The sequence below is a fragment of the Sediminicoccus rosea genome (assembly GCF_033547095.1).
GTDB classification, from domain to species: domain Bacteria; phylum Pseudomonadota; class Alphaproteobacteria; order Acetobacterales; family Acetobacteraceae; genus Roseococcus; species Roseococcus rosea.
Genome location: NZ_CP137852.1, coordinates 1,060,647 through 1,072,745 on the forward strand (window position 1 = coordinate 1,060,647; position 12,099 = coordinate 1,072,745).

At 71.7% G+C, this 12,099-nt stretch carries 12 protein-coding genes; 8 read left to right on the plus strand and 4 right to left on the minus strand.

Features of this window, described 5'->3' with window-relative positions:
- Window positions 1-5: 5 nt before the first annotated feature.
- Window positions 6-470: a RidA family protein gene (locus R9Z33_RS05010; RefSeq protein WP_318650203.1), complete on the minus strand. Its 465-nt coding sequence runs from the start codon at window positions 468-470 to the stop codon at window positions 6-8.
- Window positions 470-1,984 carry a TSCPD domain-containing protein gene (locus R9Z33_RS05015; protein ID WP_318650204.1) on the minus strand — a complete coding sequence of 505 codons (1,515 nt, stop codon included), beginning with the start codon at window positions 1,982-1,984 and terminating at the stop codon, window positions 470-472. The genes R9Z33_RS05010 and R9Z33_RS05015 overlap by 1 nt, the downstream gene beginning before the upstream one ends.
- 148 nt (window positions 1,985-2,132) lie before the next feature.
- On the opposite strand from R9Z33_RS05015, the gene R9Z33_RS05020 reads away from it, so the two are divergent.
- Genes R9Z33_RS05020 through R9Z33_RS05035 form a run of 4 tightly spaced genes read left to right on the plus strand, consistent with a single transcriptional unit; the run spans window position 2,133 to window position 3,599 of the window.
- Window positions 2,133-2,486 carry an NADH-ubiquinone oxidoreductase subunit NDUFA12 family protein gene (locus R9Z33_RS05020; RefSeq protein ID WP_318650205.1) on the plus strand — a complete coding sequence of 118 codons (354 nt, stop codon included), beginning with the start codon at window positions 2,133-2,135 and terminating at the stop codon, window positions 2,484-2,486.
- A gap of 35 nt (window positions 2,487-2,521) precedes the next feature.
- A complete protein-coding gene (gene mlaD, locus R9Z33_RS05025; protein ID WP_318650206.1) occupies window positions 2,522-3,025 on the plus strand; it encodes an outer membrane lipid asymmetry maintenance protein MlaD in 504 nt (167 codons plus the stop codon).
- Window positions 3,022-3,234, plus strand: coding sequence for a hypothetical protein (locus tag R9Z33_RS05030; protein WP_318650207.1), 213 nt, complete (start codon window positions 3,022-3,024; stop codon window positions 3,232-3,234). The genes mlaD and R9Z33_RS05030 overlap by 4 nt, the downstream gene beginning before the upstream one ends.
- A complete protein-coding gene (locus R9Z33_RS05035) occupies window positions 3,231-3,599 on the plus strand; it encodes a DUF2155 domain-containing protein (RefSeq protein ID WP_318650208.1) in 369 nt (122 codons plus the stop codon). The genes R9Z33_RS05030 and R9Z33_RS05035 overlap by 4 nt, the downstream gene beginning before the upstream one ends.
- 7 nt (window positions 3,600-3,606) lie before the next feature.
- Here R9Z33_RS05035 and R9Z33_RS05040 read toward each other — a convergent pair whose 3' ends face one another.
- On the minus strand, window positions 3,607-4,170 hold the full coding sequence (locus R9Z33_RS05040) for a DUF4214 domain-containing protein (protein ID WP_318650209.1): 564 nt from the start codon (window positions 4,168-4,170) through the stop codon (window positions 3,607-3,609).
- Window positions 4,167-5,504, minus strand: a complete 1,338-nt coding sequence (locus R9Z33_RS05045; protein ID WP_318650210.1) for a glycosyltransferase family 4 protein — start codon at window positions 5,502-5,504, stop codon at window positions 4,167-4,169. Before R9Z33_RS05045 ends, R9Z33_RS05040 begins: the two co-directional genes overlap by 4 nt.
- A gap of 97 nt (window positions 5,505-5,601) precedes the next feature.
- Between R9Z33_RS05045 and R9Z33_RS05050 the strand changes: the two genes are divergently transcribed.
- From R9Z33_RS05050 to R9Z33_RS05065, 4 genes are all read left to right on the plus strand, one after another.
- The gene (locus tag R9Z33_RS05050; RefSeq protein ID WP_318650211.1) at window positions 5,602-7,026 is read left to right on the plus strand and encodes a mannose-1-phosphate guanylyltransferase/mannose-6-phosphate isomerase; all 1,425 of its coding nucleotides are present in this window, start codon (window positions 5,602-5,604) and stop codon (window positions 7,024-7,026) included.
- A gap of 22 nt (window positions 7,027-7,048) precedes the next feature.
- On the plus strand, window positions 7,049-8,920 hold the full coding sequence (locus tag R9Z33_RS05055; RefSeq protein WP_318650212.1) for a glycosyltransferase: 1,872 nt from the start codon (window positions 7,049-7,051) through the stop codon (window positions 8,918-8,920).
- 61 nt (window positions 8,921-8,981) lie between these two features.
- Window positions 8,982-10,178, plus strand: a complete 1,197-nt coding sequence (locus R9Z33_RS05060; RefSeq protein ID WP_318650213.1) for a M20 aminoacylase family protein — start codon at window positions 8,982-8,984, stop codon at window positions 10,176-10,178.
- 120 nt (window positions 10,179-10,298) lie between these two features.
- Window positions 10,299-12,098 carry a peptide ABC transporter substrate-binding protein gene (locus R9Z33_RS05065; protein WP_318650214.1) on the plus strand — a complete coding sequence of 600 codons (1,800 nt, stop codon included), beginning with the start codon at window positions 10,299-10,301 and terminating at the stop codon, window positions 12,096-12,098.
- Window position 12,099: the final 1 nt, after the last annotated feature.

Genomic DNA, 12,099 nt, shown 5'->3' on the forward strand with positions numbered 1-12,099 from the left:
GGCATCTAGACCAGTTCGAGAATCGCCTCGACCTCGACCGCGGCCCCGCCCGGCAGCGCGGCCACGCCGACGGCGCTGCGCGCATGCCGCCCGGCCTCGCCGAACACCGCCACCGCGCAATCCGAGGCGCCGTTGATGACGGTCGGCTGGTCGCCGAAGTTCGGCGTGGAATTCACATAGCCGGTGATCCGCAGCACCCGCGCGATCCGGTCCAGGTCCCCACCCGCCGCCACCTTCGCGTGCGCGAGCACCGAGAGGAAGCATTGCTGCGCCGCCGCCTTGGCCTCCTCGATGGAAACGCCGGCGCCGAGATGGCCCACGGGATGGATCGCCCCATCCTTCCGCGGCACCTGGCCCGAGACGTAGATGAGCTTCCCCGAGACGGTGAAGGGCACGTAGTTGGCGATGGGCGCGCCGGCCTCGGGCAGGGTCAGGCCCAGCTCGGCCAGGCGCGCTTCGATCTTCGACATCAGGCGACAACCCTCAGATTGCGTTTCGGGCGCTCGGCCACCGGCGGCAGGTCGAGCGGGAGAAGCGGCGATTGCTCGGCCGCGCGGGAGAGGCTGCCCGGCGCCACATCCTCGGCCTCGGGCTGCGGCAGCGCGCCGCCCAGATAGTCCATGGCGAGGCGACGGAAGGCCCAATCGAGCACGGAGGTGGCGCGGGGGATGTCCGGGTCGCCCTCCACCACGCCGGCCGGGCCGAAGCGGGTATAGGCGAAGGCGTCCACGTAGTCGGCCAGCGGCACCCCGCGCGCGAGGCCGGCCGAGACCGCCTGGGCGAAGGCATCCATCAGGCTGCGATAGGCGGCCCCCTCCTTGGAGAGGCTGAAGGCGATCTCACGCAGCGCGCCCTCCTCCTCGGCGGTCCGCAGCGCGACGCGATGGCCACCCACGGTGACATGCAGCGTCTGGCCCGATTGGCGGCGCAGCGTCGGGCGCGGCGCCGAGCGGGCGGCCGGGGCCGGGCGGGGGGCGGCGGGCAGCGCCACGGGCGCGGGCGGCGCCACATGCAGGAAGGGCGCGACGGCGGCCTGCATCGCCCGGCGCGAGGCCTGGCTGACCGGGCCGAGCAGCGCGGCGACGCGGGCCTGCGGCGCGCGCATCGCGGCGCGCGTGGGCACATCCACCACGCCGGTCGGCGTCTCGACGGCGCGCGTGGCGCCGGGGGCCGGCGCGATGCCGGCGGTCTCGGCGCCCAGCAGCGCCTCGGCCGCATCGGCCGGCGCGAGGGCGACCAGCGCCTGGTGCCGCAGCCCCGGCGAGGCCATGGCGGCGTCGAGCGCGGCACGGGCGGCGGCCGCAAGGCCAGGGACGACGGTCTGCGACGGCGGCTCGGGCCAGATCAGGGCGATGGGCTCGCGCGCGCCCAGGCGCTCGGCCATGCGGCCGCTCTGCGCCTCGGCCGCGCCGCGGGTGAGGGCCGCGATGCCGGCAGCCACCTCGCGCGCCTCGGAGCTGTCGTAGGGAAGGCCGAGGCCGGCCAGCAGGCCCGCGAGGTCGGCGAAGCCCAGGCGCAGCCGGGTCGCCTTGCCGGCGGTCACGGCATCGAGGAAGACCACGGCCAGCGCGCAGGCTTCGGCATAGCCCTCGAGGTCCAGGCCGCCCTCGGGTTCCAGGAAGGCGGGCAGGTTCAGCACGAAGCGCGGCTCGGCCTTGGTGTCGCCGCGCCAGCATTCGGCGCCGGGCGCGCCGCGGCGGGTCAGCAGCAAAGCGCGCCAGCCCTCGGCCAGGTGCGGCGCCTCGGCGGGGGTCACGAGCCCGGCCTTCTCGCCGGATTTCAGCGCGCGGGCGATCCAGGCCTCGGCGATGCGGGGGAGTGCCACTGGGCGCTCGCCGGGAACGAGCGCGGCCAGGGCGGCGGCGGCGTCATCCTCCCAGGAATCCGGCAGGGCGACGGCGCGGGGTGGCGCGTCGGGGTCCGCGCCGATCCGGGTGCGCCTGAGCGCGACCCCTTCCCACAAGCTTCCAGCGATGCGTGCCATGCCAGGAGCCTAGCCCGCACCCCGCCTTGCGGGAAGCCGCATGATGTGGCCAGAACAAGAACGGCCCACAACATCTTGTGGAAAACTCCCAAGCCCCCGCGCGCCCGGGGATGCTTTGCCGCGGCCCGGAATTGTGGGATCATGGGGCATGTCCACGATCGATCTTTTCCTGACCCGCCTGACCAGCCGCAAGATCGGCCGGGATGAGGCCGGCAACACCTATTACGAGTCGCGCCGGCCGGATCCGGTCTATGGCCGCACCCGCCGGACGGTGGCGCTGGCCAAGGGCCTCGACTCCTCGATCGTGCCACCCGAGTGGCATGCCTGGCTGCACCACACGACGGAGGCGCCCCTCGCGGGCCCCCGGCACGCCTGGCAGAAGCCGCACCAGCCCAACCTCACCGGCACGCCGGGCGCCTGGCGCCCCAAGGGGCATGACTATGCCGGTGGGCAGCGCCGCGTGACCGGCGGCGATTATGAGGCCTGGACGCCGGGCGGCTGACAGGCCATCTGTCCCCGCATGGAAAACATGATCGCATGAAGGCCCGCAGCCTCACCGAAGTGCTGACCGGCGCCGTGGTCCTGGTCTGCGCCGGGGCCTTCCTCGCCTATGCCATCCTGCATGGCGGCCGCTCCCCCCAGACGGACGGCATCGCGCTGACCGCCGAGTTCGACCGCGTGGACGGGCTGAACCAGGGTGCCGACGTGAAGATCGGCGGCGTGAAGGTGGGTTCGGTCAGCGACCTGCGGATCGATCCCCGCAGCTTCCAGGCCGTCGTGACGCTGCGCGTGCGCCGCGACCTCGGCCTGCCCATCGATTCCTCGGCCGAGGTCACCTCGGAAGGGCTGCTCGGCGGCAAATACGTCTCCATCGTGCCCGGCGGCGCCGAGCGCCTGCTGGCCGATGGCGGGCGCATCACCGAGACCCAGGGCTCCGTCAGCCTGGAGAGCCTGCTCGGCCGCTTTATCTTCTCGGTCACGCAGATGAATTCCGGCAGCGGTGCCGCGGCCGCCGAGGCCACGCCGGCCCCGCCGCGATGAGCACGCCGCCCGCCATCTGGCCGGGCAGCGACGGCCAGCCCATCTCCTGCCGCGAAAAGGTGAAGGTGCTGGTCGAAAACCACACCGAGGCGGCGCAGGTCCTGCGCGACGCCTTCGAGGATGCGGTGCTGATGGGCGTGGACGAAGCGGCGATGCGCGCCATCCTCGCCGAGATCATCGCCACCCTGCCGAGCCCGCGCCGGAAATGAGCTGGCTGCGCCCGGCCCTGCTCGCCCTGCTTCTCGCCGCTCCCCTGCCTGCCGCCGCCCAGGAATGGGTGCCGCGCCGCGTGGGCGAGATCCAGGCGCTGGACAAGGTGAATGCGCGCGTCGCCACGCTGCGCGCGACGGTGGGCGAGCCCACGCGCTTCGGTACGCTCACCATCACGCTGCGCGCCTGCCATGCCCGCCCGCCCGACGAGGTGCCCGACGCCGCAGCCTTCCTGGAGGTGACGGATGCCCAGCGCGGCGGTGGCAACCAGCCGGTGTTCCGCGGCTGGCTCTTCGCCGATGCGCCCGCAGTGAACATGTTCGAGCACCCGGTCTATGACCTGCGGATCCTGAACTGCCGGTAGCGGCGGTTCAGCCCGGCCCCTTCTCCAGCAACCGCGCCTCCAGCACGCGCAGCCGCTGCCGCAGCGGCGCCTGCGCCCCCTCGACCAGCGCCTCCACATGGTCGAGCGAGATGGCGGCCGAGAGGGTGGGGGCGGGCGGCACCGTGCCGGCCAGCCGCGCCTCCAGCGCTGCGATGCGCTCGGTCAGTTCCGTGCGCAGCCCCTCCAGCGCGGCGCCGAGCGCCATGATCTCCCCCGCGAGGGCGGAGGGCTGCCCGGTCCCGGCCGCCTCGCGCGGCGCGGCGATGGCGGCGCGCAGGACCTCGGTCCGAAGGCGCAACTGAGCGGCGAGCGCCTGCTCCGGCGGGACCGGGCCCGCCGCGTCCAGCCGGATGCCGGGCGGCCGCTGCCGCGCCTCCTCCGATGCCAGGAAGCCCTGGACCAGACCGGCACGGCCCTCGGGCTTGCCGGCGATCAGGTCCAGGTGATGCACATAGCCCGGCTCATCCGGCCAGCGGCCCAGCGCCGCGAGGTAGAGGTTGACGACGAAATCCTCATCCGTGCCGTGCAGCAATTCGCCGAGCGTGATCATGCGTCGCCCCCCGTGGGCAGGATCCCGAGCCGGGCGTAGAGCGCCCCCAGCCGCTCGGCGTAGCGGTCCGGGCTGAAGAAGGCGGCGCGCTTCGGCCCGGCCGCCTCCAGCCCGCGCCGCAGATCCTCGTTGCCGTCCAGTGCCTGCAACGCCTCGGCCAGGGCGCGCGTGTCGGTCGGCGTGACGGTGAGCGCCGCGTCGCCCACCACCTCGGGCATGCAGGAGGTGTTGGAGGTCAGCACCGCCGTGCCGGCCTGCATCGCCTCCACCGCCGGCAGGCCGAAGCCCTCGTAGAGCGAGGCGAAGCAGAGCGCGCGCGCGTGGCGCACCAGGATCTCCACGTCGAGCTGCGGCACATAGCCGATGTAGCGGATGCGCCCGTCGGCCGAGCGCGTGCCGCCGGCCTCGGTCAGCAGGCGCAGCTCCTGCTTGCCGTGATGCGCCATGCCACCGACGATGATGAAGGGGATCTGCGTGCCGGAGGCGAGATAGGCGTCCAGCATGCGGGCCAGGTTCTTGCGCGGCTCGATGCGCGAGAGGAAGAGGAAGTAGCCGCGCGGCTCCAGCTGGTGGGCGCGCCTGAGCCGCGCCACCGACATCTCCTCATCCATCGCGAAGGCCGGCGGGAAGACCGCCTGGTAGGTGTTGGTCACGCGCTCCTCCGGGATGCCGATCTGGTCGATCAGGTCCCGCCGGGCATGCTCGGAGACGGTGACGATGTGGTCCGCCTGCTGCGCGAGGCGACGGACGGTGTTCAGCCAGTTTGCCTTGAAGTCGAGCGTGGCCCAGGGCAGGCGGAGCGGGATCAGGTCATGCACGGTGTAGATGTTGCGCGTGCCGGCCAGGCGGATCGGATGGATGTGCGTCCAGTGCATCAGCGCCGGCGGGCTGGGGGCCCGGATGGACATCAGGCTGCGGCGCACGGCGAAATGCAGCTGCGCGCGGCCGAAGGCGTCGTCCGCGTTCCACAGCTCGTCCACCGCGGGCAGGTTCGCTGTCGCGAAGGTCTCGTAGGTGATGGCGGAGGTCGCCGCCGTGTCCACCATGCGCGAGAGGGGGATGGGCTGCGCCATCGGCCCGCGCGGGTTGCGCAGCAGGCCGAGGAAGCGCTGGTGCAGCGGCCGCCCGGGCAGCACGCGCGCGTCGAAGAAGCGCACCTCGCGCTCCGCGGGGTCGGCGATGGAGGGCAGGGGCCGGCCATAGAGCATGCCGAGCGAGAGGCCGAGGCGGCGCAGCGTCGCCGCATGGCCGCGGGCATAGGTCGTGATGCCGGTCCCGTGCGAGAGGGTCAGGGGGAAGCCATCCGTCCAGACCCGGGGTGCAGGGAGAGTCATCCCGACAACTTGCCTTTCGGGCGGCAACGGGACAAGGGTGCCATGAAATCACCGGGATTCCGTTTCATACGTCCGCCGAGTTCCTGAAAGGTCAGCCATGAGCGTTCCCGACATCGTTCCCGTCATTCTCTCCGGCGGCACGGGCAGCCGCCTCTGGCCTCTCTCCCGCGAATCCAACCCCAAGCAGTTCTGGCCGCTCCTCTCGGAGCACAGCATGGTGCAGGAGACGGCCCGCCGCGCGGCCGGCCCGGGCTTTGCGCCGCCGGTGGTGGTGGTGGGCGAGGCGCACCGCTTCCTGGTGGCCGAACAGCTGCGCGATGCCGGCATCGCCAGCCCGCAGATCGTGCTCGAGCCGGAGGGGCGCAACAGCGCGCCCGCCATCGCCATCGCCGCCCTGCTGGTGGCCGAGGCGCAGCCCGATGCGGTGCTCTGGATCATGGCGGCGGATGCCGCGATCAACGATGTCGCGGCGCTGCATGCGGCGCTGGAGCGGGCCGCCGCGGCGGCGCGCGGCGGCCGCATCGTCACCTTCGGCATGCGCCCGACCGAGCCGCACACCGGCTTCGGCTATATCGAACTGGGCGAGGCGCTGGCCGATGTCCCGGGCGTGCAGGCGGTGCAGAGCTTCACCGAGAAGCCCGACCACGCGACGGCCGAGCGGCTGGTGGCTGGCGGCCGCCATGTCTGGAACAGCGGCATGTTCGTGGCGACGGCCAGCACGCTGATCGCCGAACTGCGCGAGCATGCGCCCGCCGTGCTGGCCGCGGCGCGCGGGGCGCTGGACGGCGCGGCGCGCGACCTCGACTTCATCCGGCTCGGCGCGGATGCCTTCCGCCAGGCGCCCGCCATCTCGATCGACTACGCCGTCATGGAGCGGACGCGCCATGCGGCGGTGGTCCCCGCCGATCTCGGCTGGAGCGATGTCGGCAGCTGGGACGCGCTGTGGGACGCCACGCCGAAGGACGCCGCGGGCAATGCCACCAAGGGCCCGGTCGAGCTGCTCGACGCCGAGGGCTGCTACATCCGTTCCGAGGGCATCCTGACCGCGGTGCTCGGCCTGAAGGACGTGGTGCTGGTCACGACCGATGACGCCGTGCTCGCCATGCCGCGCGCCCGCGCGCAGGACGTGAAGAAGATGGTGGAGCGGCTGAAGGCGCGCGGCCTGAAGCAGGCCAGCGAGCATCGCCGCATGTATCGCCCCTGGGGCCATTACGAGGGGCTGATCATGGGCGACCGCTTCCAGGTGAAGCAGATCGTCGTCCGGCCCGGCGGCCGGCTCTCGCTGCAGAAGCACCACCACCGCGCCGAGCACTGGGTGGTGGTGAAGGGCACGGCGCGCGTTCATCGCGACGCGGAGAGCCTGCTGCTCTCGGAGAACCAGTCGGTCTACCTCCCGCTCGGCTGCGTCCACCGGCTCGAGAATCCGGGGATGATCCCGCTGGCCCTCATCGAGGTGCAGGTGGGCTCCTATCTGGGCGAGGATGACATCGTCCGCCTCGAGGACACCTATGGGCGGAGCTGAACCTTAGCGCTGAGCCGCCGAGATGTCCGCGCCCCGCTTCGTGGTGGATCTGACCGACCTCCTGGAGTTCCTGGAGCATTTCCGCACGCCCATGGGCGTCGCGCGCGTGCAGATGGCGCTGCTCGACGCCGCACTTGCCCTGGAGGAGGAGCCGCTCTTCGAGCTGACCGCCTTCTCGTTGGAGCAGGGGCGCTTCGTGCAGTTCCCGGCAGCGCTGATGCTGGCGCTGATCCAGGGCGGGCGGCAGGGCGGGCGGCTGGACGAGCCCGCCTGGCTCGCCCTGCAGGAGGCGCGCGCCGCCGCCTGCCGCGAGGGGCCGGCCTTCGCCTTCCAGCCGGGGGATCGGCTGCTCGCCCTCGGCCTCACCGGGCGCAATCCGGTGCAGCTGCGCCGCCTGCGCGAGGTGCGCCAGGCGCATCGCGTGCTGGTCTGCGTGCTGTTCTACGACGCCATCCCGCTGGCCACGCCCGAGCATTGCGAAGCGAGCCTGACCCGCAGCTTCGCCGAGCATTTCCTCGGCCTCTGCCTGCAGATGGATCGCGCGGTGGCGATCAGCGACTGCGCGGCGCGCGATTTCCGCCTCTGGCAGCGCCGCATGCTGCCGCATCTCGACATCCCCGTGGGCGTCATGCCGCTCGATGCGCGCTTTCCCGCGATGCCCGCGGCGGAGCCGCACAGGAGGAGTGCGGCGGAGCCGCACAGGAGGAGTGCGGCGGAGCCGCAAAGGGGAGCCGCGGCGGAGCCGCCTGACGCAGCCGCGGCGGAGGCACCGGAATGGCCCGAGCGCCTTCGCGACGGGCGGCCCTTCGTGCTCTGCGTCGCCACCATCGAATCCCGCAAGAACCACGCATTGCTGCTGCATGCCTGGCTCACCCTGCTGCGGCGCCATGGCGATGCGGTCATCCCCGACCTTGTGCTGGTCGGCCGCCCCGGCTTCCAGTCGGAGCCGGTGCTGCACCTGCTGCAATCGGCGCCCGAACTGCGCCGCCGCGTGATCCACCTGCAGGATGTGGGCGATGCGCTGCTCGGCCAGCTCTATGAACGCTGCCTCTTCACCGTCTTCAACAGCTTCTACGAAGGCTGGGGCCTGCCGGTCACCGAGGCGCTGGCCCATGGCAAGATCCCGCTCACGCCCGACCACACGAGCCTGCGCGAGGCGGGCGGCGCGGCCGCGCAATACTTCTCGCCGCAAAGCGAGCCCGAGCTGGCCGAGCTGGCCTGGAGCCTGATCCGCGACCCCGCGCACCGCCAGCACCTGGAATCGAAGATCCCCGAGCGCGTGCGCATCCGCTCCTGGCGGGAGGTGGCGGAGGGCCTGATCGCGACCCTCTCGGCCGAGGCGCCCGCCCTGCCGGACCCCATCCGCCGCCTTTTCTTCCCGCTGGGCGAGCGCATCGTCTTCGAGCAGCCCGCCGTGCCCGATCTGCCCGCGCTGCCGCAGCCCTTCAGCCTGCTGCACCAGCTCCTCTGCGAGGGCGAGGGCTGGGCCGAGCAGGAGCGCTGGGCGATCGGCGCCGGCGGCGGGCCTGTCCTGCTGCGCCTGCCGCTCGGCGCGCCGGCGCCGGAGGGCCTGGTCCTCACCCTCGAGATCGCCGCCTCCGTCACCGCTCCGGCGCAGTTCCGCCTGCGCGTGCGCCGGCCGGAGGAGCCGCCCGGCCCCTGGTTCCGCGAGGAGATCCCGACCGGCGCGGTGCAACTGGTCCGCCTCGACATCCCGCCCTGCCACCCGGGCGATCTTCTCATCGAGTTCGACACCGGCCCGCCGGTGCCCGGCGAGGGGCGCCGCCCGCGGATCTTCTTCACCGGGCTGATGCTCTGCGACGCCAAGGATCACGCGGCGCAGCTGCGCTACCTCGCGGTGCGTTCCGGCGTCCGCACCCCACGCCCTGCCTGACCTGGCCTGGACCTCCGCGCATCGCGGAGGGATCATCCTCGGGCAAGAGAGGGGATTGAGCATGAGCCGAAACATCATCGAGGCGGTGCGGGCCTGGCAGCCGGAGCTGGCGGCGATCCGCCAGGACATCCACGCCCATCCCGAGCTTGGCATGGAGGAGGTGCGGACCTCCGCCCTCGTCGCGCGCCACCTGCGCGAATGGGGCGTGGAAGTGACCGAGGGCGTGGGCCAGCTCGGCGTGGTGGGCACCATCCGTGGCACGAAGCCGGGCCAGCGCGTCATTGGCCTGCGTGCCGACATGGACGCACTGCCCATCCCCGAGCAGACCGGCCTGCCCTACGCCTCGAAAAATCCGGGCGTGATGCATGCCTGCGGGCATGACGGGCACACGACCATGCTGCTGGGCGCCGCGCGCTGGCTCTCGGAAAACCGGGACTTCGCCGGCACCGTCCACCTGATCTTCCAGCCGGCCGAAGAGGGGCGCGGCGGCGCGCGGGCGATGCTGGCAGACGGGCTGTTCGAGCGTTTCCCCTGCGATGCCATCTATGGCCTGCACAACGCGCCGCGCCGCCCGGCCGGGCATTTCGCCATCCGCCCCGGCCCCACCATGGCGGCGGCGGACCGCTTCGTCGTGATCTTCCGCGGCACCGGCGGGCATGGCGGCTCCACCCCGCATCTTGCGACCGACATCACCATCGTGCAGGCGCATTTCGTGCTTGCGCTGCAGACCATCATCGGCCGCAACGTGGCGGCGAAGGATGCGGCGGTGCTGAGTGTCGGCGCCATCAGCGCGGGCTCGCATGTCGGCCCTAACGTGATGCCGGCCGAGCTCACCATCAGCGGCACGGCGCGCAGCTACACGCCCGCCGTGCGGGACCTGCTGGAGCGCCGCATCGCCGAACTCGCGCATGGCCTCGCCGCCGCGCATGGCTGCACGGCCGAGGTCGAGTACCGGCGCGGCGTGCCGGCCACGGTGAACCACCCCGAGCAGACCAAGGTCGCCTATGCCGCCGCCGCTGCCGTGGTGGGCGAGGCCGCGGTGGACCCGAACCCCGACCCCAGCACGGGGGCGGAGGATTTCGCGCTGATGCTGGAGCAGCGGCCCGGCGCCTTCATGTCCATCGGCGGCGGCGCGCCGGATGGCTCCTCGCCCGCGCTGCACACGCCGCTGTTCGATTTCAATGACGCGACGATCCCGCTCGGCGTCGCCTATTGGGCGAGCCTGGTCGCGCAGGAATTGGGCAACCCCGAGGGCTGAGCCCAGGGGAGCGGGCAGGGGGCGCGAGGCAGGACTCGATTTGGCGCGCAACCCTGCTATGTGTGCTGGTAATGGTTCGTTGAGAATTGAGCGTCGCTTCGATGCGCTGGGAGAATGGCTATGGGTGAAGACGATCTGCGCCAGATGATCGGGCGCGTGAAGAATGGCAGCCTGTCGCGCCGCGGCTTCGTCCGGCGCATGGCGGCGCTTGGCCTGACGGCGCCGATGGCGACGCAGCTGCTCGCCATCGCGGGTGCGGGCTCGGCCCAGGCGCAGGGCAGCGTGCCGGTCTATCGCCCGACGCGGCGCGGCGGCGGCGGCCAGCTCAAGGTGCTCTACTGGCAGGCCTCCACGCTGCTGAACCCGCATTTCGCGGTCGGCACCACCAACCAGGATGCGAGCCGCGTCTTCTACGAGCCGCTCGCCGGCTGGGCCGCCGATGGCACGCTCCACCCCGTCCTCGCCGCCGAGATCCCCTCGCTGGAGAATGGCGGCCTCGCGGCCGATGGGCGCTCGGTCACCTGGAAGCTCAAGCGCGGCGTGAAGTGGCATGACGGCCAGGATTTCTCGGCCGATGACGTGGTCTTCAACTGGGAGTATTCGCGCAACCCCGCCGTGGCCGCCGTCACCTCCGGCAGCTATCGCGACGTGAATGTGGTGAAGGTGGATGACCACACGGTGCGGGTCGAATTCACCCAGCCCACGCCCTTCTGGGCCGATGCCTTCGTGGCCGCCACCGGCCAGATGATCCCGAAGCACCTGTTCCAGGCCTTCAACGGGCCCAATTCGCGCGATGCGCCCACCAACCTGCGGCCCGTCGGCACCGGCGCCTACCGCTTCTCCAGCTTCCTGCCGGGCGACACGCTGCGGGCCGAGCTGAACCCCAACTACCACATGAACAACCGCCCCTTCTTCGACACGCTCGAGGTGAAGGGCGGCGGCGACGCTGTCTCGGCCGCGCGCGCCGTGCTGCAGACGGGCGATTTCGACTATGCCTGGAACCTGCAGGTCGAGGATGAGCTGCTGAAGCGGCTGGAAGCGGCAAATCGCGGCCGCGTGAACATCGTCGAGAGCGGCGGCATCGAGTTCGTGCAGCTCAACTGCACCGATCCCAATCGCGAGATCGATGGCGAGCGCTCGCATATCAGCACCCAGCATCCGGCCTTCAGCGACCCCGCGGTGCGCCAGGCCATGGCGCTGCTGATCGACCGCAACGCGCTGCAGCAGTTCATCTATGGCCGCGGCGGCCCGGCGACGGCGAACTTCCTGAACAACCCGCCGCGCTTCACCTCACCCAACATGCGCTGGGAGTTCAACATCGCCCGCGCGAACGAGATCCTGGACGCGGCCGGCTGGGTGCGCGGGCGGGACGGCATCCGCGCCAAGAACAACGTGCGGCTGCGCTTCGTCTACCAGACCTCGGTCAATGCGCCGCGCCAGCGCACCCAGGCGGTCTACAAGCAGGCGGCGCAGCGCGCGGGCATCGATCTCGAACTGAAGTCGGTGACCGCCTCGGTGTTCTTCTCGTCGGATGTCGCGAACCCCGACACCTTCACCAAGTTCTACGCCGACATGCAGATGTACACGACCACGATGCCGCAGGCGGATCCGCAGCGCTTCATGAACCAGTACGTCTCCTGGGAGATGTCCACCCGCGCCAATTCCTGGCAGGGCCGCAACATCGTGCGCTGGAAGAACGACGAGTATGACGCGGCCTTCCGCGCGGCCGAGAGCGAGATCGACCCGGTCAAGCGTGCGGCGCTGTTCATCCGCATGAACGACCTGATCGTGGGGAGCAACCACATCATCCCGCTGGTGAAGCGCCCGCTGGTGAGTGGCAGCGTGAACAATCTGCGCCATGTGCTGAGCGGCTGGGACGGCACCTTCTGGGCGCTGCAGGACTGGTGGCGCGAGACCTGAT